Annotated in this window: 22 protein-coding genes, 1 tRNA gene and 1 pseudogene; 11 read left to right on the forward strand and 13 right to left on the reverse strand. The window is 71.4% G+C overall.

Annotated elements, in window-relative coordinates:
• Positions 1-93 precede the first annotated feature (93 nt).
• Together GT045_RS31980 and GT045_RS31985 are read left to right on the forward strand one after the other, a co-directional pair.
• Positions 94-1,014, forward strand: coding sequence for an NADP-dependent oxidoreductase (locus GT045_RS31980; RefSeq protein ID WP_161336315.1), 921 nt, complete (start codon positions 94-96; stop codon positions 1,012-1,014).
• 449 nt (positions 1,015-1,463) lie between these two features.
• Complete coding sequence (locus tag GT045_RS31985; protein WP_237539036.1) at positions 1,464-2,987, forward strand: amidase family protein; 1,524 nt, start codon at positions 1,464-1,466, stop codon at positions 2,985-2,987.
• 181 nt (positions 2,988-3,168) lie between these two features.
• Here GT045_RS31985 and GT045_RS31990 read toward each other — a convergent pair whose 3' ends face one another.
• Entirely contained in the window at positions 3,169-4,104 is a 936-nt protein-coding gene (locus tag GT045_RS31990; protein WP_161336317.1) for a LysR family transcriptional regulator, read from the reverse strand.
• Positions 4,105-4,239: 135 nt separating this feature from the next.
• Here GT045_RS31990 and GT045_RS31995 point away from each other — a divergent pair, with 135 nt between their 5' ends.
• A complete protein-coding gene (locus GT045_RS31995) occupies positions 4,240-5,484 on the forward strand; it encodes an MFS transporter (RefSeq protein ID WP_161336352.1) in 1,245 nt (414 codons plus the stop codon).
• 328 nt (positions 5,485-5,812) lie between these two features.
• A tRNA-Met gene (locus GT045_RS32000) sits at positions 5,813-5,889 on the forward strand.
• A gap of 115 nt (positions 5,890-6,004) precedes the next feature.
• On the opposite strand, the gene GT045_RS32005 is transcribed toward GT045_RS32000, so the two are convergent.
• From GT045_RS32005 to GT045_RS32030, 6 genes are all read right to left on the reverse strand, one after another.
• Positions 6,005-7,045 carry a vWA domain-containing protein gene (locus GT045_RS32005; protein ID WP_161336318.1) on the reverse strand — a complete coding sequence of 347 codons (1,041 nt, stop codon included), beginning with the start codon at positions 7,043-7,045 and terminating at the stop codon, positions 6,005-6,007.
• A 288-nt stretch (positions 7,046-7,333) separates the two neighbouring features.
• A complete protein-coding gene (locus tag GT045_RS32010; RefSeq protein WP_237539031.1) occupies positions 7,334-7,762 on the reverse strand; it encodes a spore-associated protein A in 429 nt (142 codons plus the stop codon).
• Between the two features lie 201 nt (positions 7,763-7,963).
• Positions 7,964-9,217 carry a PQQ-binding-like beta-propeller repeat protein gene (locus tag GT045_RS32015; RefSeq protein WP_161297591.1) on the reverse strand — a complete coding sequence of 418 codons (1,254 nt, stop codon included), beginning with the start codon at positions 9,215-9,217 and terminating at the stop codon, positions 7,964-7,966.
• Between the two features lie 206 nt (positions 9,218-9,423).
• Positions 9,424-9,690, reverse strand: a complete 267-nt coding sequence (locus GT045_RS32020; RefSeq protein ID WP_161297599.1) for a hypothetical protein — start codon at positions 9,688-9,690, stop codon at positions 9,424-9,426.
• Between the two features lie 207 nt (positions 9,691-9,897).
• On the reverse strand, positions 9,898-10,587 hold the full coding sequence (locus GT045_RS32025) for a DJ-1/PfpI family protein (RefSeq protein WP_161336319.1): 690 nt from the start codon (positions 10,585-10,587) through the stop codon (positions 9,898-9,900).
• A 218-nt stretch (positions 10,588-10,805) separates the two neighbouring features.
• Positions 10,806-11,462 carry a TetR/AcrR family transcriptional regulator gene (locus GT045_RS32030; RefSeq protein WP_161297593.1) on the reverse strand — a complete coding sequence of 219 codons (657 nt, stop codon included), beginning with the start codon at positions 11,460-11,462 and terminating at the stop codon, positions 10,806-10,808.
• Between the two features lie 109 nt (positions 11,463-11,571).
• Between GT045_RS32030 and GT045_RS32035 the strand changes: the two genes are divergently transcribed.
• On the forward strand, positions 11,572-12,381 hold the full coding sequence (locus GT045_RS32035; RefSeq protein WP_161336320.1) for a hypothetical protein: 810 nt from the start codon (positions 11,572-11,574) through the stop codon (positions 12,379-12,381).
• 142 nt (positions 12,382-12,523) lie between these two features.
• Here GT045_RS32035 and GT045_RS32040 read toward each other — a convergent pair whose 3' ends face one another.
• Positions 12,524-13,957 carry a radical SAM protein gene (locus GT045_RS32040; protein WP_161297595.1) on the reverse strand — a complete coding sequence of 478 codons (1,434 nt, stop codon included), beginning with the start codon at positions 13,955-13,957 and terminating at the stop codon, positions 12,524-12,526.
• A 294-nt stretch (positions 13,958-14,251) separates the two neighbouring features.
• Here GT045_RS32040 and GT045_RS32045 point away from each other — a divergent pair, with 294 nt between their 5' ends.
• From GT045_RS32045 to GT045_RS32065, 5 genes are all read left to right on the forward strand, one after another.
• On the forward strand, positions 14,252-15,484 hold the full coding sequence (locus GT045_RS32045; protein ID WP_345942815.1) for an ATP-grasp domain-containing protein: 1,233 nt from the start codon (positions 14,252-14,254) through the stop codon (positions 15,482-15,484).
• Between the two features lies 1 nt (position 15,485).
• Positions 15,486-16,739 (forward strand): ATP-grasp domain-containing protein, encoded by a 1,254-nt coding sequence (locus GT045_RS32050; protein ID WP_161336321.1) that lies wholly within the window; start codon positions 15,486-15,488, stop codon positions 16,737-16,739.
• Between the two features lie 128 nt (positions 16,740-16,867).
• Positions 16,868-18,058, forward strand: a complete 1,191-nt coding sequence (locus GT045_RS32055; RefSeq protein WP_161336322.1) for an MFS transporter — start codon at positions 16,868-16,870, stop codon at positions 18,056-18,058.
• A gap of 110 nt (positions 18,059-18,168) precedes the next feature.
• The gene (locus GT045_RS32060; RefSeq protein WP_161336323.1) at positions 18,169-19,194 is read left to right on the forward strand and encodes a GNAT family N-acetyltransferase; all 1,026 of its coding nucleotides are present in this window, start codon (positions 18,169-18,171) and stop codon (positions 19,192-19,194) included.
• Positions 19,195-19,419: 225 nt separating this feature from the next.
• The gene (locus GT045_RS32065) at positions 19,420-20,793 is read left to right on the forward strand and encodes an FAD-dependent monooxygenase (protein WP_161336324.1); all 1,374 of its coding nucleotides are present in this window, start codon (positions 19,420-19,422) and stop codon (positions 20,791-20,793) included.
• A gap of 207 nt (positions 20,794-21,000) precedes the next feature.
• Here GT045_RS32065 and GT045_RS32070 read toward each other — a convergent pair whose 3' ends face one another.
• On the reverse strand, positions 21,001-21,519 hold the full coding sequence (locus tag GT045_RS32070; protein ID WP_161336325.1) for an SRPBCC family protein: 519 nt from the start codon (positions 21,517-21,519) through the stop codon (positions 21,001-21,003).
• 362 nt (positions 21,520-21,881) lie between these two features.
• Positions 21,882-22,235, reverse strand: a complete 354-nt coding sequence (locus tag GT045_RS32075) for a hypothetical protein (protein WP_345942816.1) — start codon at positions 22,233-22,235, stop codon at positions 21,882-21,884.
• 460 nt (positions 22,236-22,695) lie between these two features.
• Here GT045_RS32075 and GT045_RS32080 point away from each other — a divergent pair, with 460 nt between their 5' ends.
• Entirely contained in the window at positions 22,696-23,319 is a 624-nt protein-coding gene (locus tag GT045_RS32080) for an NAD(P)H-dependent oxidoreductase (protein WP_161336326.1), read from the forward strand.
• Positions 23,320-23,595: 276 nt separating this feature from the next.
• Here the strand turns inward: GT045_RS32080 and GT045_RS32085 are convergent.
• The 3 genes and pseudogenes from GT045_RS32085 to GT045_RS32095 all read right to left on the reverse strand — a co-directional run.
• Positions 23,596-23,937, reverse strand: a pseudogene (locus tag GT045_RS32085) (leucine zipper domain-containing protein); the annotation flags it as partial.
• 8 nt (positions 23,938-23,945) lie between these two features.
• Positions 23,946-24,947, reverse strand: a complete 1,002-nt coding sequence (locus GT045_RS32090; protein WP_161336327.1) for an NADPH:quinone oxidoreductase family protein — start codon at positions 24,945-24,947, stop codon at positions 23,946-23,948.
• Positions 24,948-24,993: 46 nt separating this feature from the next.
• Complete coding sequence (locus tag GT045_RS32095) at positions 24,994-25,359, reverse strand: MerR family transcriptional regulator (RefSeq protein WP_161336328.1); 366 nt, start codon at positions 25,357-25,359, stop codon at positions 24,994-24,996.
• Positions 25,360-25,390 lie beyond the last annotated feature (31 nt).

Here is a 25,390-nt window from a genome sequence, read left to right on the forward strand (position 1 = left end):
CACCCCACGAGAAGCACCCCACGAGAAGCACCGCGCGAGGACACACACGAGGAAACGCCTGAGGACACGCACGAGGACACACACGAGGACACCATGCGAGCCATCACCGCCCAGGACCGAGACGCCGGCGTCGGCGGGCTCACCCTGACGGACCTGCCCCACCCCCATGCGGCCGAGAACGACGTCGTCGTGCGCGTCCACGCCGCGGGATTCACCCGCGGTGAGCTTGACTGGCCCGCGACCTGGACGGACCGCGCCGGCCGCGATCGCGCCCCGAGCGTGCCCGGGCACGAGGTCTCGGGCGTCGTGGCGGAACTCGGTTACGGCACCACCGGCCTCACCGTCGGACAGCGCGTCTTCGGACTGACCGACTGGACCCGCGACGGATCGCTGGCCGAGTACGTCGCCGTCGAGGCCCGCAACCTCGCCCCTCTGCCCGCCGACGTCGACCACACGGCGGCGGCCGCGCTACCGGTCCCCGGTCTGACCGCCTGGCAGGGCCTGTTCGATCACGCACACATCACCGCTGGTCAGAGCATCCTCGTCCACGGGGCCGCGGGCAGCGTGGGTTCCATCGCGGTGCAGCTCGCACAGGCGGCCGGTGCCCGCGTGACCGGCACCGGACGGGCGGCCGACCGGGACGTCGTCCTCGCTCTGGGCGCGCACGCCTTCCTGGATCTCACGGCCGATCCGCTCGATGACGCGGGTGAGGTCGACGTGGTGTTCGACGTGATCGGTGGCGACGTCCTCGCCCGGTCGGCAGCCCTCGTACGAGCAGGCGGCACGCTCGTCACCATCGCCCACCCGCCCACCGTACGGCCGCGCGACGCGAGAGCCGTGTTCTTCGTCGTCGAACCCGACCGCGCACGACTCACCGACCTCGCTCAGCGCCTCAGGGACGGGCGACTCGCGGTGCGGATCGGGGAGGTACGGCCGCTCTCCGAGGCCGTGGTGGCGTTCAGCCCCGAGCGGAGGACCGCCGGCCGGACGATCATCCACGTCGCCGAGCCCTGACAGCCCATCACCGAGCCTGACGGCTCGACGCCACGCCTTGACGGCACATCGCCGAGCCCTGACGGCTCGACGCCACGCCCTGACGGCACATCACCGCGTCCTGACCGTTCATCACCAGGACCTGGCGGTAAGGCACCGCGCCCGGAGGCACTCTTGTGCCGGCGTGCCGGGTGTAGTCGGCTGTCGCCATGCGACAGTCGACGGCACATCGGACTCGGGCATCACACGACACGGCAGGCCGCAGGAGAGTGTCCCGCAGGGGAAGGGCGGCGGTCCTGACCGCCGCCGTCCTCGCCGGGACACTGTGCGCGGTGTCCCCGCTCCAGCCCGCGCGGGCCGCGGTAACCCCGGACACCGCCCGCGCCATCGGGAGCACACGGGGGACACCGGCGCACGACTTCGGCCCCCTTCGCCTCGACACCGTGACCATTCCACAGCTCCAGGCCCGTATGGCGGCCGGCGTGCTCACCCCGTCGGAGCTCACCCGCGCCTACCTGAAACGGATCAAGACTCTCGACCCGAAGATCCACGCCGTCCTGCGTACCGATCCCTCGGCCCAGCGCCAGGCCGCCGCGAGCGACGCACGGCACCGCAGCGGATCCGTCCGTGGACCGCTCGACGGCATCCCTGTCCTCGTCAAGGACAACGTCGAGACACGGGGCCTGTCGTCCACGGCGGGCTCACTCGCCCTCGCGGGCAACCCCCCGCACTCCGACGCCGTCCTGGTGGCACGCCTGCGGCGGGCGGGCGCGGTGATCCTGGGCAAGACGAACCTGTCCGAGTGGGCGAACTTCCGCGCGCAGAAGCCCACGTCGGGGTGGTCGGCGGTGGGTGGGCAGACACACAACCCCTACGTCCTCGACCGAAACCCGTGCGGTTCGTCGGCTGGTTCGGGCGCCGCACTGGCCGCCTCCCTGGCGCAGGTCGCGATCGGCACCGAGACCGACGGCTCGATCGTGTGCCCGGCGGGCATGAACGGCGTGGTGGGCCTGAAGCCGACTCTCGGCCTGGTCAGCGCCAAGGGCGTGGTGCCGATCTCCGCGGAGCAGGACACGGCGGGACCCATGGCCCGCAACGTCACCGACGTCGCGCTCACACTGGCGGCCATCGCCGGGCGGCCCCTGAGCGCCGGAGCGCCGGCTGTCGCCGGGCGGCCCCTGAGCGCCGGAGCGGCGGCTGTCGCCGGTCCCCGGTCCGCGAGGGACGCTGCCCGACGACTGACCGGCTCGGACGGTTTCGGCGGCCGAGCGGCCGTAGCAGCGGCCGGGGTCGGGAGTCTGCGGGGCAAACGGATCGGCCTGTGGCGGCTGCCGTCCCTGGGACAGGCGGTGGACGACGTGATGACCCGCGCGGCACACCGGCTGCGTGCCGCGGGCGCCCAGGTCGTGGAGGTGACGCCGCCCTACCAGGACCGGCTCGCCGAGCTGGAGTTCCCCGCGCTGCTGACCGAGTTCCACCGGGACATCGACGCCTACCTCGCCACCCGCCACGGACCGCGCGACCTGGCCGACCTCATCGCCTTCGATCGCGCCCATCCCGCGGAGCGGACCTGCTTCGCGGGACAGGAACTCTTCGAGCAGGCCCTCGCCGCCCCGCCCACCACCGACCCCGGGTACCGCGCGAAGCGGGCGGAGCTGCGAGAGCTGTCGCGGCGCTCGATCGACGAGACGATGGCCGCCCACCACCTGGACGCGATCGCCGCACCGACCAATCCGCCCGCCTGGACGACCGACTGCGCACGCGGCGACAACGACGTGATCCCCTCCTCCACACCGGCGGCCGTCGCCGGCTACCCGTCGCTCTCCGTCCCGGCCGGGACCACGGGCGGACTCCCCGTAGGACTGCTCCTGACGGCCGGCGGCCACCAGGACGCGGCACTGCTGTCCCTGGGGGCGGCGGTGGAGAGGCGCCTCCACGCCTGGCGCGCCCCCCGGTACCTGCCGACCACCGGACCCGGCACCACCGAGCGATGAGAAAAGCCCACCGACACCTCCCCGTGACGTCGAGAGGCCCGCATCCCGGTCGGCACCCGTGCCGGCACAGCCCCCGGCGCGGTGCCGGCGGCGCGCTCCCGCGTGCGGCGGTCGCCCGCACCGGGGGAGTGGTCCGGGTTCGGAACTCGCCCAGAGAGGTGGCGAGCGACGCCGGCGCGGTTCAGCGCGCGGCCACCCAGTCCGGTGCCCAGGTCCCGGGGGCACCGTGGCGGGGCGTCGTCACGGCCAGGTGCGCCCGCAGGGTGGTCAGCGCCGGATGAGGGTTGTCCCGGTGCCACAGGAGCGAGTGGGGGTAGACCGGTGTGGGGTCGGTCACCGGGATACGGCGCAGGTCGTGACCGGCGGGCCAGACGAGGCGTGTGTCGCCGCCCATGAAGGTGGCCAGGCCGGGGGTGTCGGCGATGGTGTCGAGAAGCGCGTCGGAGCCGAAGTTGGGGCCGGTCGCCTCGATGGTGAGCCCGAATTCACGGACGAGATCCTCGTAGTAGGCGGCCCACTCGGTGCCGGGGACGATGCCCGGCATCCAGATCCGGTGTCCGGCGAGCTGCGCGACGCTGACCGACCGGGCGCCCGCCAGCGCGTGCGCGGGGCCGGTGAGGAGCTGGAGCGGTTCGTCGAGCACCCGGACGTGTTCGATGTCCTCGGGGAGCGGGCGGCCGGGTGCGGTGACGGCACGGAAGGACGCGTCGATCGTGCCGGAGCGGATGGCGTCGACGGCCGTCTCGATCCCGAACAGCATCACCACGTCGAGATCGGTCTCCGGATACGCGCGGTGGAAGCCGCGCATCAGGCCCGATGCCGCGCCGCGGGAGGCGATCACGTCGACGCGCAGCGGGCGGCGGCCGGTCCGCACGGAAGCGGCCGCGCGCTCGGCGACGCGCAGCAGCTCGCGGGCGTGCGGCAGGAACGCCTGCCCGTCGATGGTCAGTTCGGCGCCGCGCGGGGTGCGGGTGAACAGCCTCACTCCCAGGCTGCGCTCCAGCGCGGCGATGCGTTTGGAGACGGCCTGCTGGGTGACGGCCAGCTCGGCGGCGGCTTCCTGGAACTGCCCCGCGTCGGCGGCGGCGACGAAGGTACGGACGGCGTCGAAGTCCACACCCACACCCTACGGCTACAACCTTCGGTTGTGGCCGATGGGCAGCTGGTTGTTTGATACCTGGTCGCAAGCCTCGCTTGGATGCTTCTGGTCGCGCAACGGTTGTGCGGACAGCAGCGAGAGGCGGGCGCCGGTATGGGGAGCGGGCGGCGGCTGGGACGGCGCTTCGGGTGGCTGTGGGGAGCCTACGGGACCAGCGCGCTGGGCACCTGGCTCGCCTTCGGCGCGTTCGAGGTGATAGCCATCCGGGTACTGCACGCCGGACCGGCCCAGGTCGCCGCGCTCTCCTCGGCGGGAGCCGCGGTGGGCGCGGTCGCGGCGGTGCCGCTCGGCCCGTGGGTGGAGTTCCGCCGCAAGCGACCGGTACTGATCACGATGGACCTGGTGCGGTGCGCGGCACTGCTGACGATCCCGGCCGCGTTCACCCTCGGCGCACTCACCTTCCTCCAGCTCCTTCTGGTCTCGGTCGTCGTCGCGGCAGCCGACATCACCTTCCGGGCCGCCTCCGGTGCCTACCTCAAGACGCTGCTGCCGGCCGGGGACCTGCTCGTCGCGGGCGCCCGGCTGGAGTCCACGACCTGGACGACCACGATCATCGGACCGCCCCTGGGCGGGGCTGCGACCGCCCTGCTCGGCCCGGCGGCGACAGTGGCGGCCGACGCGGCCAGCTACCTGCTGTCGGCCCTGGGCATCCGCGCGAGCGGTGGGCACGAGCCGCCGCCCGAGCGTCGGCAGGCCGCACGCATGCGGGCCGGGGATCTGCTCGACGGCTGGCGCTACATCCTCGCCGACACGGCGCTACGGCCCCTGTTCTTCAACACCGTCCTGTTCAACGGCCTGCTGATGGCCGCCCAGCCGCTGCTGGCCGTGCTGATGCTCGGCCGGCTGGGGTTCGCACCCTGGCAGTACGGCCTCGCGTTCGCCGCACCCTCGGTCGGCGGACTGCTCGGGTCACGGCTGGCGCGGCCGCTGGTCACCCGGTTCGGCGATCACCAGGTCCTCGCCGTCACCGGAACGCTGCGCGCTCTGTGGCCCGTCGGCCTGGCCTTCGTGAAGCCGGGCACGGCGGGGCTGGTGCTGGTGACGGGCGTGGAGTTCGGGCTCATCTTCTGCTGCGGTGTGTTCAACCCCGTCTACGCCACCTACCGCCTCCAGCGCACCACGTCCGGCCGGGTCGCGCGCACCCTCTCCGCCTGGTCGGTCACCACCAAAGCCTCGACCGCGCTTCTGACGGCCGTCTGGGGGGTGCTCGGCGGCCTGCTCGGCCTGCGCACGGCCATCGGGCTGGCCGGGATGCTGCTGCTGGCGACCCCTGTGCTGCTGCCCCGTCGCGCGGCACGGCTCCGTCCCGAGCCGCGACCGGCACCCACCCGCACCTGAACGCCCCCGCCCCACCCGCGCCGGACGGTCTCGCTCCACCCGCGCCCAAAGGTCTCGCTCCACCCGCATCCGGCGGGACCCGCCCTGCCGCACTGCGGCGGGACCTGCCCTGCCGCGCTTCGGCGGGACCCGCCCCGCCACACCGGCGGACCCGCCCCGCCCCCGTGGTCGCCGCTCGCCGACAGGGGACCGCACCGCGCATCCCGACCGGCCATCCCTCAACCTCAACTCTAGCTTTAGGTTGAGCAGCTTCACGCTGGGCGCTCCTGCCGTAGTCGAGTCAGGAGACGGAACCGCCTCCGCGGTCGTGTAGAGTGGTGTTCACCGACGCGGGGTGGAGCAGCTCGGTAGCTCGCTGGGCTCATAACCCAGAGGTCGCAGGTTCAAATCCTGTCCCCGCTACCAAACGAAGGGGCCGGCCGTCGTCGGCCCCTTCGGCATGCCTGCCGCCCGTCGCGGTCACGCCCCCACGGCCCCCGCACGGTCGCGCCGCAGTCGCTCGTGTGCGAGGACACCTGCGTCAGAGCATGAGCAGGAGCCGTGTGTCCGCCACGAGCTTGCGGTTCACGCTGGTGCTCTGCACGAAGATGGTGAAGTCGTCGTTGTGGTCCGGCTTGACGCGGACCTCCGCGTCCGGCAGGCCGAGCAGGGTTCGGGCCTCGGGTCCGGTGTAGACCCGGTCCGTGGCCTTCTCCAGCACCGCTATCTGCTTGCGGGCCTGGATCTTCTCCGACTTGCTCAGCTGGTAGAACGCGCCGCCGGTGCGGTAGGTGTGCCCGGACTCGACGACCCACTCCCGGATCGCTGTGTCGCGCGTCACCTTGATCAGCTGGTACTGCGACGGGTCCGCCGGGGCGAGGCCGGCCGCCTTGATGGTGTCCTTGTTGACGGCTTCCGCGCCCGTGGAGAACACCGCCCGCGATCCCCGGATGCCCTGGCTGCGGCCCACCATGAACTTCTCGGTGGCCGCTCGGATGACCTGCCCGGCCTCCTCCAGGCCCTGGGTGCTCGTGGCGTCCCAGACGGCGATGTTGTCCTTCGGGAAGCCACACCGCATGGCCTCGCGCTTGCCCATCTGGTCCGGCACGAGGACGGCAAGCGTCCAGTTGTCCTGCTGCGTCTCGATCATCCCGGCCACGGCCTCGACCAGTTCCCGCGGATCACGGGCGGGTGCGTCCGGGCAGCGGTGGCTCGCGTTCTCCTGCCCGTCCGTGAGCACGAACGTCAGGAAGCTGTGGTCGCCGTACAGTTGCGCCGTCTGCGCCAGCTCCCGCTGCGACTTCAGCGTGGCCGCCAGCAGGGCCGTCATTCCCCCGGGACGGTACAACTGCTTCAGCGACGGCATGCGCAGCACGTCCTTGTCATAGATGACGCACTCCACCGTGTCCGCGAAGACGTACACGGTGACGCGGGTCTCCTGGTCCAGTTCCCCCGACCGGCGGGCGAGGTAGGCGATCTGCTGGTCGGCGACCTCGATGACCTTGCGGCTCAGGTGTGACATGGACGAACTCGCATCCAGCACAAGAGCGACGTGATTGATGTAGTTCTGGCTGCCGGACATGACGGCTCCCCCTCGTCTCTGCGACTCGATGTTCCTACCGTCTCACGCACCACTGACAATCGATCTTGGCGCTCGGCCCGCTGAAGGGGACCGTCGACGAAGAGCCGGTCCGACGAGAGACATGGACCGCTGTACTCACACCGGCGACGACATGTGCCACCGCGCTCCGCCGGCGACGACATGTGCCGGCCCACACCCGCTCAGTACCGCCGATGGCGGCACACATCCGGCAGGGGCTTGGGACCCGGGTCGGCACTGCCGTCCGACAGCGGCGCGAACGGCGCGGGATCAGCCGCAGTTGGTGGCGTACCTGCCGAAGCGCACGCCGTCGATGCTGCCCCACCAGTCCACGCAGGAACCGGCGGCGCGGACGTGGACCGGGCCGACGTAGGAACGGAAGTCGCCACCGTCGTAGTCGTCGTAGATCTCGCTGTCGCTGCGCCGGATGAACAGCTCCATGGGGACCGCGTCACCCGTGACGTGCCGGACGGCGACCGCGCAGTTCTCACCGGTGGCCGAGCTGTAGGTGAGGTAGGCCGTGCCGGTGTCGCCGACCGGTGTCGAGTTGACTACCTTGTAGCCGGTACCGCAGGCGCCGTTGTAGGCGGCCTTCGCGGCAGCGGGTGCCGCCGATGCCTGCGGTGCGAGCGCCAGGAAGGCGACCGCACTCACACCGACGGCCGCCGTAGCCTGCGCCACGCGCTTCATACCCGTCATCGTTCTTCCCCGTTTCCTGTGCGCCGCGGGCCCGATGCCTGCGTACGTCCAGTAAGACCGGCCGCCGGTCCCGCCCGTTGTACGCACCCCTGCAACAACTGCGTGCCGCATGTCATCGCCGGGCAACAGCGCGGTGAACGAAGAGTGGCCCCGGCCCGGAGGCCGGGGCCACTGCGACGGTAAGCGGGTGGCCGCGCCCTCCTATCCCTTGCCGAAGGCGATCAGGGTGCCTTCGGCGCCGGGTACGAAGAGCCGGGCCCTGGCAGTGGCGATACCGGGGACGACGGAACCGCGCCAGTCCTCCTCCGGGAGGATGTACGACATGGGCGGCGGCGCGGGATAGCGCCGGTACGACCACGCGACCTTTCCGGTCGCCTGGTCGAGCACGACGAGGCGCCCGTCGGCGTCGTCCACGTACACATAGCCATTGGCCACGAGGCGGACGGTGGCCACGTCCACGGAACTGGTGTACGTCCAGGCCGCCTTGTACGTGCTGGTGCTGAGCGCCCTGACCGTGCCGCGGTACGCGACGTACACGCGTCCCGGGCCGAAGACCGGGGTCGCGTCCGCGGGGAGCTTGCGCACGGCCGCACCCGTCTTCCGGTCGTAGGCCGTGACCGTCTCGTCGTCGCTGTCGCTGCTGCGCATCCAGGCCGCACCGGCGCCCAGCACGACGGGGTTGCCGTAGGCGCCCGAGACGTCGGGGACCTCGAAGCGGTGCAGTTCGGCGCCGGTCTTGAGGTCGAGATGGTGCCAGGCCACGCCGTCGAAGCCGATCCACACCCCGGAGGCGTCCACGACGGTCGGGGCCGCCGAGTACTCGGACAGCGCCGCCTTCCACACCCGGGCACCGGTGTCGGCACGCAGCGCCAGCGCCGTGCCGCGGCCGTCCTGCAGGTAGAGCAGGCCGCCGTACCAGACGGGCGGATACTGCATGGTGGCCGAGTCGAGCGTCACCGACCACTTCCGCCGGCCGGTGGCCGGGTCCCACGCGGCGATGGTGCCGCGTGCCGTCTGCGTGTAGAGCAGGCCACCCCCGTACGAGACCCCGGCCTGGGGCTCGTTCTGCTCCAGGGAGACGGCCGGCCACAGGTCCTTGCCGGTGGCGGCCTGGACCCCGACGAGCATCATCCGTGGGCCGCCCTCGGTGCCGTCGTCCGCGTTGACGACGGCGTACACCTTGTCGCCGACCGCGACGGGCGCCGAGACGACCGTCCCGAAGTCCCGGGACCACAGCTTCTTGTACGGCGGGGCTGCCGTGGCCCCCACGACGAGGCTGTCCGCACGGCTGTCGGCTCGGTAGCCGAGCGTCGCGTCCGTCAACTCGGCGGCGGTGGCGGCACGTCCCGGCACGGGTGCCGCCGCCTGTGGTGAACCGGTGAAGGTCAGCAGGGTGACGGCGGCGGCGCAGACGACGCCAAGTCTCCTACCTTTGTTGCGTGTTGATGTCTTCAAGGAGGTGCCCCCTGGTCGGAAAGTCGTCCAGCCAGGACGACCACGACCCACTACCCCCACGAAACCATCACATGCGCCCGGAAGACCCCAGGGGGCTCACCCGTCATTTCCGAGCGCGATCCGGGGATATGGGCCGCAAGGCGCGATACGACAGGATCACCGCGTCCGCCTCATCCGACGGGGATGCAGCCGCGCCTCGGCCGCGGTCAGGCGAGGACGTCACGGAGGTAGCCCGGCAACGCCTGGCGTACGACGGGGTCCACCTTCCAGTCCGGACCGCCGAGTTGGCCGGGGGTGACCACGGACTGGCTGCCGTTGTCGGTGTGGACGACGGCGCGGAACGTTTCACCTCGGGTGGGCCGATCGGCGAGATACGCGGCGAGGACGGTGCGGCCCAGCTCGTCAGGGTCCGCACTGGTGGTGGAGCGGCCGTAGCCTTTGCAGATCCATACGCGGCTGAAGGGTTCGTGCATCTGGATCTCCCACCTCAAACAGCGGGGCATGTCTTCGCGGATCACGACCGCGATCATGCCCTCGGACACCCCTCTCACATACCGCTACCTGCCGGTACTGGCCGGAAAAGCTTCCTCCCACTGCCGAGACGGCCGGTTCGGGCCCACGCGCCGTGTGCCGGTACGGCGAATCGGGTGAACGGGACGCGGTCCTGTGCCGGCCCCGGATCAGGTCGTCAGGCGGGCCAGGAGCGCAGGATGGTCCGCCAGGGCCGATTCGAGCATGGCCTGGGCATGGGGCTTGAAGAAGTCGAGGTCGGCGGAGTGCCAGTCGATGCCGCCGAGGGGTGGCTGCGGGTCGTACTCGATGAGGAGCTGCACCGTGCGGGCAACCTGCTCGCCCGCGAGACGGCCGACCAGTTCGAGTGCCATGTCGATGCCGGCCGACACGCCGGCGGCGGTGAGGACGGGGCCGGCCTCGACCCAGCGTTCGGCCACGGGCGTCGCGCCGAACTTGGTGAGCAGGTGGCGGAAGCCCCAGTGCGTGGTGGCCCGACGACCGTCGAGCAGGCCGGCTGCGCCGAGGATCAGGGAGCCGGTGCACACCGAGCCGACGACCTCGGCCGTCCGCGCGGCCTTGCGGATCCAGCTCAGCAGCGGCTCATCGGCCAGAGCGGCGAGGGTCGGCACGGTCCCGCCGGGCACGATCAGTGCGTAGGGCTCGGTGACCTGGTCGAAGGTGTGGCTCGGCGCCAGCCTCAGCGGGGTGTCGGTGTCGAGGGTGGTGAGGTCCTGGCCGACGACGACCACCTCGAACGACGGGTCGATCTGCGCCAGCGCCGACAGCACCTGGAGCGGCCCCACCAGGTCGAGGGGGGTGATGCCGGGATAGAGCACGAAGGCGAGCGTCTTGGTCATGCCGTCACCTTCGGCCCGCGGCAGCGGGAGTGCCAAGGGCGGATGGCGACCAAGGCGGAATTGGTGGGATACAGGTCAGTCCGGCACGGGGTGCCCACGGCCGCGGGAGGGTGGTCGGCTGCGACCGAAGCCGGGTCGCCCGTAGGAGTCGTCCGAGGCGCCGGCATGGTGCCGTGCGGAACGTGCATGCCGCGGACGTGGCGTCTGTGGTGGGGTGATCAGTCGGCTCTTCTGTCCGGTTCTTCGGGCGTCGGCCGGATCAGCGTCGCGATGCCGGCGCAGAGCAGGTCCAGGCTGCGGGTGAACTTCTCGTCCGGTCCGTGAGCGACCGCGGCGGCCACCGTCCAGGGGAAGTCCCGGTGCAGGGCGGCGACGTCCTCGGCGGTGACCCGTCCCGCGGGCGGGTCACTCTGTTCCTGGAGTACGTAGCCGGTCACGTGGCTGAGCACGGTGTCGGCGGCGGTGCCGCAGTGCTCCGGGGGCACGCCGGCCTCGGCGAGGGTGGCGAGCAGCCGTTCCATCAGGGACAGAGCGGCGGAACTGAGCGTCTTCGGGCTGCCCGCGAGCATGAGCGCCCCGCCGGGGTGCTGCCGGATGCTCTGCCGCAGGGCGACGGCCTGCGCCGTGACCCGTGCCGCCCAGCCGGCCTGCGCGGGCAGGACGGCCAGGGCGGCGCTGCCGGCCTCGTACGCCTGCCGGACCACGCGGTCGGCCATCAGCCGGAGCAGGGCGGCCTTGTCGGGCACGTGGTAGTAAAGGCTGCCGGCGTGTACGTCGAGCCGGTCCGCGACCTGGCGTACCGAGAAGCCGTGGTAGCCGGTCTGGGCGAACACCGCCATTCCCGCGTCGATGATCCGATCTGCGGTCAGTTTCACGGCGGCAGTCTAGCGACGCCCCCCACCGTTCAAACACTGTTTGAAAAACCTCCCGGCCACGCTACTGTCATGATCGGAAAATCACATGGCCTGGAGGGGGGCGGTGACGATGGACATCCTTCTGTTCAACGTGACCACGGCGGCACTGATGGTGCTGATGTTCAAAGGCGGTCTGGCCCTGGTCGGCCAGAGCACACTGGGCCGGCGGCGAATCCCCTGGGCGGCCGTCGGCCTGACCGGGCTCGCACTCGCCGGGGTGGCCCTCCAGCTCTGCTGGTCGGGGGCGATGGGCGCGCTCGACGCGGACCCGTCGAAGTCGGGCTGGTGGCGCGTGGTCACCTCGGTCTTCATGCAGAACGGCGGGGTCGGCGGGGCGGCCTGGAACATCGCGACCCTCGCCGCCGTCGCGGCCTTCGCCGACTGGTTCTGGGGTGCGCCGCTCACGCTCTGCCTGTTCGCCGCGGGCATCCTGCTGCCGGAGCAGATCGACAAGCTGTGGGGCCAGACCTCCCACAGCACCGACCCCCGTAACTTCGCCGGCAGCTCCGGCGCGACCTACTTCCTGGGCGCGACGCTGGCCGCGGCCCTGCTGCTGCGCGGCGGCGCCGAAGAGGACGCCGGCAAGGCGGCCGGCCAGGCCGGTGAGCGGGACATCGACGACGAGGGTGCGAGCCGCGGCAAGGCCGTTCGCGACAACCGGCTGCTCGCGCTCGGCGTACCGGTGCTCGGGCTGGCGATGTGGTTCGCGCAGGAGAACGGCCACGGGCTCGTCTCCTGCTACGGCTTCGCACTCGGCGCACTCGTCTGGGCCGCGTTCCGTACCGTCCTGCACCCGGACCGCGATCTCCGGCAGCCCCCGCGCACGACGGTCGCCTCACTCCCCGGGCTCATCGGCCGCAGGCCCCGCAGCGCCGGCTAGCCCGCAGGCCCCCCCGCCCGCCCCGCGCCGCAGTGGACCAGGAGGGCTGATCCGGCCGGCTACCCGGTCCCGGAGGGGCGAAGGGCCTGTTCCGGAGACCGGAAGCCGGCCGTGCGGGTGGATTCACTCAATGACTAAGCGGTCACGAAGCAGCGCGTGCGGTGCGGATGCCCGAGATGCCGACCGGTGTGCCCATGTGCTTCTGGGCCCGGCTGTTCCGCTCGTGGAGCCGCTCGTAGTACTCGCGGTCGCGCTGGACGACGGTGTCGGAGAAGAACATCCAGGACAGGATGTCGCGGTACTTGAAGCCCTTCGGCGTGAGCTGCACACGCCGTCCCAGGCGCCGCAGCAGGCCCGTCTCCTCGGCGGCGTCCAGGATCGGCTCGAACAGGTGGGCCCGGTCCTGGTATCCGAAGCGGTCCAGTTCGGCGAGGTCCAGGTCGAAGGTGTCCAGGACGAGGCGCTTGCGGATGATCTCCTCGTCGTCGAGGACGAACCCCGTGAGGGGCCGCAGGGTGTGCGCTCCGGCCTGCCTGATGTAGTCGGCGACCTCGGACATGGACGGTTTGACGGATCCCACCATGTAGTCGAGGACGCCGGTGTAGGAGCGTGCGCCGACGCCGAGCCCGAGCAGCGGTACGCCGTGGAAGGTGAGCACCTTCTGCCGGTAGCCACCGCGGCCGAGCTTCTTGTAGCGGACGGAGCCCTCCTGGACGTAGCCGTGGCCGGAGAACACCTCGCGGGCGTAGTCGTAGCGCTCGTACAGGTTCGGGGACTGCGCGTACTGGTAGGCACCGGTCTTGGAGAACCAGGCGTCCGGCCGCACCGTGAGGAAGTAGGTGCTGATCGTCGTCGGTTCGAGACGGGCCAGCTCGTCCACGGAGGTCCGCCACGTCTCGTCGGTCTGGCCGGCGAAGCCCATGATGAGGTCGGTCGACAGGTCCGGCAGGCCCTTGTCGTGCACGATCTCGATGGCCTTGCGGATGACCTGCTCACCCGCCTGGCCGCGTCCGGCTTCGCGGATCTCCTTCGGTACGAGGGACTGGATCCCTATGTTGGCGCGGGTGAGACCGAGTTGCAGCAGCCCTTCCAGGGTGGCGGGCTCGTTGACGATCGAGTCCGGGGTGGCCTCGATGGCCACCTCCTCCACGGTGGAACGCCAGTTGGGGTACACCTCGTCCAGCGTGCCGAACAGCTGCTCGAAGTGACGCAGCGACAGCAGGCTCGGGGTGCCGCCGCCGATGTAGACGGTACGCAGCCGCCGGGCGCGGATGATGTCGGCGTGGTCGCGCAGCTGCGTACAGAGCGCGTCCATGTACGCCGTGTAGACGTCCGCGTCCTCGCTGATGACGGTGTACAGGTTGCAGAAGCCGCACTTGTAACGACAGAACGGCACGTGCAGGTACAGGTTGAGCTCGGGCACCTGGTAAAGGTCCAGGTCCCGGTTCCAGACGTCCTCGGTGGTCCAGGAGCCGTCGAGCGGCCGGTAGGTGGAGCGTGACGGATAGGAGTAGTTGTACGGCGGGATGACGCCCTGACGGATGTAGTCGCTGAGCTGTGCGGCATAGCCGGTCACGCGGACTTGCCCCTCTCGTACATGTGTTCCGGTTGGGTCCTGTGAGAGTCAAACCGCGATCGGCGTCCCGCACCCAGGCGCGGTAGCCACGAACCCCCGTACCCGGCAGAGCCGTTACTTCTGTGGGAAGCTCCGAAGTCCCCCGGAGGGGGCGCTTCCGTAAGGCCGGAGCCCCTAGGATCCGTGCTCCGCACGCCCGCTGGAGCTTGCTACAACCGCTGTCGTGAAATCGCCGTCGTCCTCTGGTTGTTACGTTCGTGGCACCCGCACTCCCGGTGCGGTCTACTGCGCGGCGTGAAGAAGATCCTGCTGATCGAAGCGCTCGCGAACTCGGGTTCCTACGTGCTGGACGCCGCCGCCGCCCTCGACGCCCGCGTCTTCGTCGCCACCCACGAGGACGTCTACGAGGGCTACCCCACGGCCCTGCGCGACAAGATCCACGGCACGGTGTTCACCGACCTCACCGACCCGGACCGGGCGCTGGCGGACCTCACCGCGTTCGCCGGGACGACGGGGATCGACGCGGTGGCCGGCTGCTGGGAGTTCTTCACCCCGCTGGTCGCCCACCTGGCCCACCGCCTGGGACTGCCCGGCAACGACCCGCTGCGCGCCCATGCCTGCCGGAACAAGGCGGACATGGCCCAGGCCCTGCTGGCCGGCCGCGTCCCGGCCCCCAGGACGGTCAGCGTCCACACCGCCGAAGAGGCCGCCCACGCCCTCGGCCGCGCCGGCATCCCCTTCCCGGTGGTCGTCAAACCCGCCGAGCAGGGCGGCTCCTGGGGGGTCAGCGTCGTCGATTCCCCCGAGCGGCTCGACAGCGCCGTACGGCTCGCCCGGTCCTGGCCCGTGGCCGCCCCGCACGGCCTGCCCATGGACCAGCGCGTCGTCGTCCAGGAGTACGTGCCCGGACCCGAGTTCAGCCTCGACACGGTGGCATGGCGCGACAAGTACTTCCATCTTCCCCTCGTGGAGAAACACACCACCGGTGGCACCTTCCGCGCGGAGACCGGCCACACCTGCCCCGCCGCCTTGACGCCCGCCGGCCTCGACGCCCTGCGGACGGCGGCCGAAGCGGCTTTGCGGGCGCTCGGGATCCGCAACGGCGTCGCCCACACCGAACTCAAGACGGCGCCCGGCCGCGGCCCTGTGGTCATCGAGGTGGGCGCCCGCCTGCCGGGAGACCACCTGGTGGACGTCGTACGCCGCGCCTCGGGCATCGACGAGGCCCGGGCCTACCTCCAGGCCGTCCTCGACGAGGAGCCGGACGTACCGGAGCCCCGGCGGGGAGCGTGCGCGATCCGCTTCCTCACCCCGCCACGTGCCGGCACCTTCCAGGGGGTGACCATCCTCGGCCGGCACGACGCCCTGGTCGGCCGGCACATCACCACTCCGGCAGGCACCGCCGTCGGCGACGCTCACGACAACTCGGCCCGCATCGGACACCTGGTCTTCACCGCCCTCACGCCCGCACAGGTCAACGCCGACGCCGCCCGAGCACTCGCCCACACCCGCGTAGAAGTGAGCTGACATGCAGCGCATCGCCTTCCTCAGGTCCGCCGACATCCGGCGCGCCGACCCTTACATCCACGGCATCGCCCCCGCCCTGGCGCGGCTCGGCGCCGAGGCCCGCCTCTTCCACACCCACGCCCGTGACTGCGGCCCGGAGGACTTCCCCGGGACCAGCGAACGGCTCGACCCCGGCGCGACCCCGGACGAGTTCGTCACGCGCGTACGGGCCTGGGGGGCCGACGCGGCCGTGGCGATCTCCCTGCCGGACGAACACGCCCTGCGTGACGCCGTGGTCAAGACGAAGCTGGAAGCGAACGGCATCCGCACGGTCATGTCCCCGCTCGCCGCCACGCGCCTCCTGTGCGACAAATGGGAGACCAAGCGCCTCCTGGAGGCACACGGCATCGCCACCCCGCCCGCCGTCCTCGTCGACAGCGACCTCCTCAACGACCGGGCGCTGCCCGTCCCGGCCTACCCGGACGCCGTCCGCCTGGCCGCCCAGGACATCGGATTCCCCCTCATGGCCAAGCCCCTGTGGGACTCCACCAGCATGGGCATCGAGTTCATCCCGGACCCCGCCGCCCTCGACCGCTACCTGGCGGCACGCCCGGCGGCACACGCCGTGCTGGAGAAGTGCCTCACCGGAGAGCTCCTTTCGGTCGACATCGTCGGGGCCGGCGGCCACTACACCGTCATGCCTGTCATCCGGACCGGCACCGCGGGCGGCCCTCCCGCCTTCACCTTCGACGACCTGCGCTACGCCCGGCCGGTCCCGGACGACGGCTTCGCCCCCACCGCGCGCCGCCTGGTGGACCTGTGCACGGCGCTCGGGGTCGAGGGATCGGTCAACGTCGACATGATCCACGCCGACGGCGTCCACCACGTCCTGGAGATCAACCCCCGCATCGGCGGAGCCACGACCCTGTCCATCGCCGCCGGCGGACTCAACACCTTCACCGCACTGCTCGACATCCTGGACGGCACCTGGCCGACCAGGACCAGTGCTCCGGCCGAACGGTTCGCGGTCGAGTGCCTCACCGCCAACCCCACCCCGGCACTGCTCGCCGAACTCCGCACCCGTGTCGACCTCGTCACCTGCCACGACCTGATCATCGACGGACGCGACCACGGCGGCATCCTGACGTTCACCGTGAGCCCCGGAGACGAACAGCGGGTGGTCAAGGAACTCGCCGAGTGGTGCGCGCAGACCGGCTTCATCCCCGCCCCCATGCTCGACAAGATCCGTCGCCTGCTGACCCCCACGGACCGGTGAGCATCCCCACCAGCGGGCGACCGCCGGGTCCCGGTGCCCCGCCGGGCCGTGGCCGTCCCCGCGGGCTACGGGCCAGAGCCGGTCTGCCGGCGCTCGCCGGAGCGGGCCGTTTCGTCGCCGCACACGCGGTGGACAGCCTCGGCACCGGCCTCGTCTTCGCCTTCACCGTCGTCTACTTCACCCACGCCACCCACCTCTCCCTCGCGGAGGTCGGCGCGGCGCTCACCGTCGGCAACCTCCTCGCGCTGCCCGCCCCCGCGCTGGGCGGAGTCCTCATGGACCGCCACGGCCCCAAGGCGGTCGTCGTCACCGCCAACCTCGTCTGCGCCGCCGGTTTCACGGCGTTCCTCCTCGTCCGCCCCGCGTGGCAGGTCAGCCTCGCCTACTGCGTCGTCCAGGCCGGCATCAACCTGTACTGGACCGCTGCCCGCAGCCTGGTGCCACTGGCCGGGGTGCCCGGTGAGGAGCGTCTGTGGTTCGGCTTCATCTCCTCTCTGCGCAACCTGGGCATCGGCGCGGGCGCGGCCGTATCGGCCGTCACCACGGCCCTGTTCGGCCCGGACAGCCTCTACGTCCTCGTCGCGGCGAACGCCGGCACGTTCCTGTGCGCCGCCGCGCTCTTCGCGACCTGGCGGCCCGCCCACGCGCCCGGCGTGCCCGGCACCTCGCGTCGCCCGGCGTCCGACGGCACGGCGGCCCGGCTGCGGGGGAGCTGGCGGGCGGTCCTCACGGACGGCCGCTATCTGCTGCTCGTCGGGGCCAACCTGGCCTTCGTCCTCGCACAGATGGTCCCGCCCGTCCTGCTCGCCGTGTACGTCACCGAGACCCTGCACGCGGGCGAGTGGATCCCCGGTGCCCTCCTCGTCGTCAACACGGCCGTCGTCGCCGTGGTCACCCCCGCGGTCACCCGCCGGGCGGCACGCCACCGCCCGCAACGCGTGATCGCCGGCGGCTTCCTCGTCGGCGCCGGCGCCTTCGTCCTGTTCGCCGCGCCCCTCGCGTGGCGGGAGGGCCCCGGCTGGACCGTGGCCGGAGTCCTGACGGCGGCGATGCTCCTGTTCACCCTCTCCGAGATCCTCAGCTCACCCGCGCTCAACGAACTCTCGGTCGCCTGCGCGCCCGCCGAGGGCGACGGCCGCCACCAGGCCGCCTTCCAGCTGTCCTGGTCCGTCGGAGGCGCCGCCGCCCCGGTCGTCCTCACCACGCTCCTGAGCCGCCGGCCCGTCCTGCCCTGGCTGCTGCTCGCGGTCCTCAGCATGCTCGCCGTCCCCGCCGCCCGCGCCCTCGCCCCACCGGACCGGGAGGAACCCCCGTCGTGACCACCGCTCCTCCGGACCGGGAGGAACCCCTGTCGTGACCACCGCCCCGCTGAATCGGGAGGAACCCCCGTCGTGACCAGCGCCTTACCGGACCGGGAGGAACCCCCGTCGTGATCCTCACCATCCTCGACGACCTGGCGGAGGTGTCCGCGGCCGAGTGGGACGTCCTCGCCGCGTCCACCGGTCTCTACCTCTCCCATCAATGGCTCGCCGCCCAGCAGCACGACCCCACCGCCCGGGTCCGTTACGCCCTGGTCCACGACGGCGGCCACCTGGTTGCCGCCGCGCCGCTGTACCTGATCGACACCGAACCCAACGCCCTTTACCGCGTCCACGACCTCGTACCCGGCCGCACTCCGGCCCGGACCCTGCTCGCGGGAGGCCGCCGCGGCTACCTCAACGCGCCCCTCCTGCACCCCCGGCTCACCCCCGACAGGCGGCGCGAGGCACTGAACTCCCTGCTGACCGCGGCCGCTTCGCTCGCCGAAGCCCACCGGGCACAGTCCTGGTGGCTGTACGTCACCGACTCGGCGGCCGCCGAACTCGCCGACGCCTGCGGAACCGAACCCGTGCGGCTGGCCGACGACGCCCGCATCCCCCTGCCCGGCGGCACCTTCGACGACTATCTGGCGGCGCTGCCGTCCAAACGCCGGGTCGCCGTCCGCCGCGAACGACGGGCGTTCGCCGAGGCCGGTTACGAGGTGCGCACCCTCCGGCTGTCCGAGTGCGCCGACACCGCGGGCGCGCTGCTCGCCCGGCTCCAGGAGCGGTACGGCCACAGCGCCGACCCGGACGCCATGGCCCGGCTGCTGCGCGACCAGGCCGACGGCATGGCCGACGGCGGAGTCGTCCTCGCCGCGTACGCCGACGGCCGTATGGCCGGTTTCAGCCTCTACTACCACCACGCCGACACGCTCTGGCTCCGCGCCACCGGCTACGACTACGACCGGCTGCGCGGGGCCCACGAGTACTTCAACCTCGTCTGCTACCTCCCCATCGAGGACGCCTACGCACGCGGCGCCACCGCCCTGCACCTGGGCATGGACTCCCTGCGCGCGAAGACCCTGCGAGGCGCGGTCACCGCGCCGCTCTGGGCGATCGAGGGGGCACCGCCGCCGGGGGGACGCTCCGGCTGACCCACCCCCTTCCCGGCGCGGCACTTCCGCACGCGGCTGCCCTTCCCCCGCATTGGACCGGATCCGGCCCTACGGCGCATGAGCCCCGGGGACGTCGCCCGACCGGTGCCGCGGGCTCGCACGCGCTCCCCGGACGCTCCTGGAGCCCCGTGTCGGACTCCGGGGAACTGCCGTTGACTTGGTGCGTGCCGGACCCCTCGGCCCCGACCACAGCTGGGAGACGACGTGAGGAACGACCGACCGTGGGACAAGGCCGTGGTGATCGGCGCCAGTTACGCGGGGCTGGTGACCGCCCGGGTGCTGGCCGACTTCTTCGGCGAGGTCGTCCTCGTGGAACGGGACGCCGTCGACGAGGACACCGGCGCCCACCCCGGCGCCCCCCAGGGCTACCACGCCCACGCCATGCTGGCCAGGGGCGGCCAGATCCTGGAACGGCTGTTCCCTGGACTGCGCGCGGAGCTGCGAGCGGCGGGAGCCCCGGTGTTCGACTACGGAGAGGGCATCGACTTCCTCCTGCCCGCGGGACCGGCGCCACGCCACCGTACGGGCGTCCGCATCCAGACCTTCACACGCGACGAGCTGGAACGCCGACTGCGACGCAGAGTGCTCGCACTTCCCCAGGTCAGGCTCAGTCCCTCCACCCGGTGCACGGGGCTGACCCGTGACTCCTCCGGCCGCGTGAACGGCGTGACGTGCCGGTCGCAGGACGCACGGTCCGCGGTGGCGCCGGAGACACCGGAGTCGTTCGAGCTGGCCGCCGATCTGGTCGTGGACGCCTCGGGACGGTCGAGTTCCCTCACGGACTGGCTGAGCGCGACGGGGGTCGCCGTACCGCCCAAGAGGTCCGTGAAGGCGAAGGTCACCTACACGTCGATGAACTTCGACCGGGCCGAGGAGGGCGGCCCCGCACATCCGGACTACTACGTCGCCTACCAGATGCTGTTCGCCCCTAGTGTGCCCCGGGCCGGGGTTCTCCTCGCCGTGGAGCGCAACCGGTGGACGTGTTCGCTCTTCGGGTTCGAGGACCAGCCGCCGACCGACGACACCGGCTACCTGGCATTCGCCGAGAGCCTCGACAATCCACGCCTGGCCGAGCAGATCAGGCGGCGCAGTGTCCAGGAGCCCGCCCGCCGCTACACCAACGTCGACAATCAGTGGCGGCTCTACCACACGGTGAAGAACTGGCCCGATCGCCTCCTCGCCCTCGGGGACGCCGTCTGCGTCTTCAACCCCGTCTACGGCCAGGGACTGACGGTCGCGGCGATGGAGGCGGAACTGCTCCGGCGCATGCTGGGCCGCCGCCGGGCGGACGGCCGGCTGGACGGCGTCGGCCGCGCCTTCCAGAAGAAACTGGGGCGTCTGCTGCTGGGCCCGTGGACGCTGTCCACCAACTCGGACCTGATGTGGTCCCGGGAAGGACAGCCCCTCGCCGCGCGCTTCGCCCACTGGTACAACACCCGGCTCTTCCACGTGGCCGTCGAGGACGCGGCGGTGTGGGCCACCTTCGTCCGCGTGGTCAACATGGTGGCCTCGCCCGCCGTGCTGTTCCACCCCTCGGTGGCCCTGAAGGTCCTGACGGTCACCCGTCGGCGCACATAAGCGACGCCGCCCGGGCCGAAGGGGGGAGACCCCCGGGCGGGAGGGCTCACGGGCATCCCTTCGCTCGGGGAGACCCCCGGGGCGGAGGGCTCACGGCACCCCTTCGCTCGGGGAGAGCCCGGGGCGGAGGGCTCACGGGCACCCCTCCGCTCCGGGCCGGCCGTCGATCACCCGCCCTGGTCCCCGTCCCGCGTCACGCGGTGGTGCTCACGCCGACTCCCGCCCGGTGTGCGACTCCAGCTCCCGCTTGAGATTGCGCAGGGTCGCGCGGATGTTGCGGCTCTGGAAGGCGGAGAAGGTGCTGCCGGCCGTGACGACCCGGTCGAAGACGCCGGCCACGAAGGAGGGCCAGGCGCGGCGGTCGTCGGTCCACGTCTCGGTGACCTGCGTGCCGTCGTCCGTCGGCTCGAAACGGTACTCCCAGCTGGCGATCGGGCCGCGCAGCCACGGTCGCCGGACGCCGATCGCGTGGACGCGGAACGCGAACCGACGGCCGGGGTCGGCCGCCGTGACCGTGCACCGGGTGACCCAGCGGAACCTGCCGCGCCGGTTGCGTCCGATGAACGTGGTGCCCAGCACGGCGGGGCCGGCCCCCGTGTCCCCCGTGGTGCCGAGGTTCTCAGGGCTCCAGCGGCCCATGTCGGCCGGACGGCTCACGGCCTCGTAGGCGACCTCGGGCGCGACCCGGACGTGGATGCTCTCACTTACCGTGAAGGTGCGGGTCATGGCGGTTCCTCAGCTCGGCGCGGACATGGTTACTCTCCAGTAGCGGCTCATGGTAGGCGTCGCCCTGCCGGCGCGGCCAGGCGGCCGCCGACAGGAGTCGACGTATGTCGGTGCCCGCCTCGATCCGGGACGGGTGAGCCGTGGCCGGCTGCGGGCACGCCGCCCATGAAGAACCGCCGCCTCGGCAGCGGTAAGGAACTGGAGGCCATCTCCGCTCGCGGAAGACACCACCTGGTCCGTCGAAGCGCCCCGGGCGCCCTGAGCGCAACCACACCACCGGACCGGGCGGGCCGCGCGCAAGGGGCGCGGCGGCCCACCCCGGCCCGTGCGGCGGCGGGTGGCGCCACCGGGGCCGACCGGGGTCAGGAGAAGACGACCGAGCGGACGAGCAGACGCTCGGAGGCGCCCCGGCCGGGAAGCAGGGTGTAGTAGGTGTCGCCTTCGCAGTCGGAGCCGAGGAAGACGGTGGCGGTGGCGTCCGTGTGGTTCCGGGGTGCCCTCGAGGCGGATCCGGGTGCGGAACCCGGCCCGACGAGGTCGATGCATTCGCCGCTGGGCGGATCGTTGAGGAAGCCCACGGCCTCGTACCCCTCGGCGGTGGTGTAGGAGTAGCGGAACTGGCCGGTCGCCGCCGTGGCTGAGCCGGGCATGGCCACGAGAAGGGCGACCGCGCCGGCTGCGGCGCCGACGGCGTGGGTGAGGGAGCGAACAGGCACGGGAGTTGTCTCTCTTTCGGTTACCGGTCTGGTCGGTTCCAGCGATGCCCCGGCCCCCGTGGGCCAAGCGCCCTGTCCCCCGATCGTGGACGCCGAATCGATTCGCTGCGGCCGAACGGCTGACACCGCCGACGCCGTGCGCCCGCCTGGCTCACCACGCGGAGGGCGACCCCAGGGGGCCGGTGCAGAGTGTGCGCCGGGCGTGCGCCGTGTACCACGAGGAGGACGGCGGAGCCTCACCGGTCGTCACATGCCCCCTACGGCCCGGTGCTCCGACTGCCGGTGGAGGGGGAAGGAAGCAGAGCGGGAAAGGGGCCGGTTCGGGTGACGTCGGTTCCGACGCGGAGACCGGACGCGGATTCCGGCGTCCACCGTTCGCGGCACCTCCGACGCGCCGACGGGACTGAGGCGGATGCCGTAACGCCTGATAGCGACTCACCACCAGGGGTAGTCGGGGCGTATGGAAGCCAACGACACCACTCCGCTGCGCGCCGTCGCGCTCGTGTGCACCCTGTCCCCGTCCCCGAAGCCGTCCAGCTCCCAGCTCCTGGCCGAGCAGACCATGGAAGCGCTCGCCGGACACGGCGTGAACGGCAAGGTCATCCGCGTCGCGGACCACGATGTGCGTCCGGGCGTGGAAGTGGACATGGGCAAGGGGGACTTCTGGCCGGAGATCCGCGAGACGATCCTGGGCACGGACATCCTGATCCTCTCCACACCGATCTGGCTCGGACACCCGTCCAGCGTCGCCCAGCGGGTGCTGGAACGTCTCGACGCCGAGATCGGTGAGAGCGACGAAGAGGGCCGGATGCTCACCTACGGCAAGGTGGCCGGGGTGTGTGTGGTCGGGAACGAGGACGGGGCGCACCATGTGAGCGCCGAGCTCTTCCAGGGGCTCAACGACTGCGGCTTCACCCTGCCGCCGAACGCCGTCACCTACTGGGTGGGCGAGGCGATGCAGGGCACCGACTACCAGGATCTGGACAAGACGCCGGAGAAGACGGCGGCCACCACGGCGACCCTGGCCGCGAATGTGGCGCACCTCGCCCGCCGCCTGAAGTACGCGAACTACCCGCCTTCCTGACACCGCCCGTCTGGGCTGTCAGCCCCGGGCCCGTCCCCCCGGTTACCGTCTTCGTGGCTCCGCAATGGGGCTCCGGCCTTCGGGTCCGGCATGACGTCCCCCTTGTTGTTCATGATCCGGGGGGTGGTGTCACCGGGCCCGGAGGCATCGACGGACCGCTGATGAGGGGCTTGAGCTCCGGCTCCACCCGAGCCGGAAGAGCTTTCCGTGACGTGGGTGTGGCAGCTCGGTGCCCTGGCAAGGCCGGACGAAAGCGTGATGGAGGGGCCTGCACGTGATCGACACCGGCGACATAGCCGACACTGTGCGACGACTGAGTGAGATTCCCTCGGCCTGGAGTTCAAAGGCGATCCGGGACGCCGACCACTTCTTGTCGCGGTGGAGTGCCTCGATCCTGGCCACAACGTCACAACTCATCGCCGTCGGATGACGCCGAGGGGTGAAGGAACGGTCCAACAGACCGAGTTCACCATGCTGACGGTAGCGGCTGACCCATTTCGACGCGCAGGCACGGGAGATCCCCGTCTCGGCCGCCACATGAGCAATCGGGCTGCTCTGACAAGGCTGCACGAGCCGAAGTCTCCCCTCGGGGGACAGCGGAGCGTTCCGATGAAGCACAGGCTTTCCTAGCGCCAGGGATCGAGGGCAAGCTTGCCGAGGGTCCGGCCCGCTTCGAGTTGCCGCAGCACCGCCGGTCCCTCGGCCAAGGGATGAACGTGGGGCGTACCGGGTGGGTACACGCCGTCGGCGATGAGGGCCTCGATCTCGACGAGCAACGACTGGTAGAGGGACGGGGCAGCGACCGCCAGTGCACCGATGTGCAGACCCTTGACTTGGACCTGGTGCGTGAACACCAGGTCTTGGGTGGTGAGGGTGGCGTCGCCGGAGGCCGCGCCGAACACGACGACGCGTCCGGTGAAGGGCTTGGCGACGGAGAGGCTGGTCTTGAACGTGGCCTGTCCCACTGATTCCAGGACCAGATCGACACCGCCGGTCAGGCGGGTGATCTCCTCGGCCAGATCGGGGCGTCGACTGTCCAGGACCTCGTCGGCGCCGAGCCCTTTGACGGTGTGATGCTTCTCCGGTGAGGCCGTGGCGATCACGCGTGCGCCGTAGTGGCGGGCGAGGCGGACGGCGGCCTGCCCGACACCTCCGGCCGCGGCATGTATGAGGACTGCCTCACCCGCCTTGGTCTCGCCCAGCGGCTTCAGTGCCGTCAAGGCGGTGGCCCAGTTCAGCACCAGGCCAAGGGCTTCAGCGTCGCTCCAGCCGGACGGCACGGGAAGCACACCCGCGGTCGGCATCGTCATGTACTGCGCGAAGGCGCCCGGTCCGGCTCCGACGACGTGGGTGCCGAGCTGTAGCGGAGTCTCGACGTCCGGGCCGACCCCCACGATCTCGCCGGCGGCCTCGAAGCCCGCCACGTAGGGTGCCTGTGGGCCTCCTCCGTAGGTGCCGTGGGTCTGCATGACATCGGCGAAGTTGACCCCGGCTGCACCGACTCGGATCAGGTACTCGCCGGGCCCCGGGGTGGGGCGGCGGTGATCGGTCGTGAGAGTCAGGTCCTCCGGTCCCCGGTGTGAGTGCTGGACCAGAGCTCGTACGGTCTGCTGCTTGTTGATCTCCATGCACCGAAGGTAGGAGCCTGACACTTACGTCAAGGTCAAGCGGCTGTCAGAGATCAGTGCGGCGGGCCTCTCGCAGGTAGGCGTCGAGTGCCGCCTGCTGAGCGCTGAGCACGGCGATGCGGGCCGCGAGCCGATCGCGATGGCTCTGCACCTCGTGGAGGAACTCCGCGCACACCACATCGGTGCCGGCATCGGATCCGTCGGTGAGGCCGGGCAGGACTTCCCTGATCAGCCGCACGGGCAGCCCAGACTCCAGCAGTGAGCGGATGACGAGCACCTGGTCGATGGTGGACTGGCAGTAGTCACGGAACCCGTTGCTGAATCGGCCAGGGACGATCAAGCCCTCGTCCTCGTAGTGCCGCAACGATCGCGCACTCACGCCGCTGACTCTGGAAGCATCGCTGATCTTCATACACGCAGCCAACGTCCAAGGGCACGGCAGA

Origin of the sequence: Streptomyces sp. SID486 (assembly GCF_009865385.1) — a bacterium.
In the GTDB taxonomy this organism is placed as follows: Bacteria; Actinomycetota; Actinomycetes; order Streptomycetales; family Streptomycetaceae; genus Streptomyces.

Coding starts and splice junctions, on each gene's coding strand:
- GT045_RS31980 (WP_161336315.1), top strand. CDS start 94: ATGCGAGCCATCACCGCCCAGGACCGAGACGCCGGCGTCGGCGGGCTC.
- GT045_RS32005 (WP_161336318.1), bottom strand. CDS start 7,045: ATGTCCGGCAGCCAGAACTACATCAATCACGTCGCTCTTGTGCTGGAT.
- GT045_RS32010 (WP_237539031.1), bottom strand. CDS start 7,762: ATGACGGGTATGAAGCGCGTGGCGCAGGCTACGGCGGCCGTCGGTGTG.
- GT045_RS32025 (WP_161336319.1), bottom strand. CDS start 10,587: ATGACCAAGACGCTCGCCTTCGTGCTCTATCCCGGCATCACCCCCCTC.
- GT045_RS32050 (WP_161336321.1), top strand. CDS start 15,486: ATGCAGCGCATCGCCTTCCTCAGGTCCGCCGACATCCGGCGCGCCGAC.
- GT045_RS32095 (WP_161336328.1), bottom strand. CDS start 25,359: ATGAAGATCAGCGATGCTTCCAGAGTCAGCGGCGTGAGTGCGCGATCG.
- GT045_RS32090 (WP_161336327.1), bottom strand. CDS start 24,947: ATGGAGATCAACAAGCAGCAGACCGTACGAGCTCTGGTCCAGCACTCA.
- GT045_RS32035 (WP_161336320.1), top strand. CDS start 11,572: ATGGACATCCTTCTGTTCAACGTGACCACGGCGGCACTGATGGTGCTG.
- GT045_RS32070 (WP_161336325.1), bottom strand. CDS start 21,519: ATGACCCGCACCTTCACGGTAAGTGAGAGCATCCACGTCCGGGTCGCG.
- GT045_RS31985 (WP_237539036.1), top strand. CDS start 1,464: ATGGCGGCCGGCGTGCTCACCCCGTCGGAGCTCACCCGCGCCTACCTG.
- GT045_RS31995 (WP_161336352.1), top strand. CDS start 4,240: ATGGGGAGCGGGCGGCGGCTGGGACGGCGCTTCGGGTGGCTGTGGGGA.
- GT045_RS32020 (WP_161297599.1), bottom strand. CDS start 9,690: ATGCACGAACCCTTCAGCCGCGTATGGATCTGCAAAGGCTACGGCCGC.
- GT045_RS32080 (WP_161336326.1), top strand. CDS start 22,696: ATGGAAGCCAACGACACCACTCCGCTGCGCGCCGTCGCGCTCGTGTGC.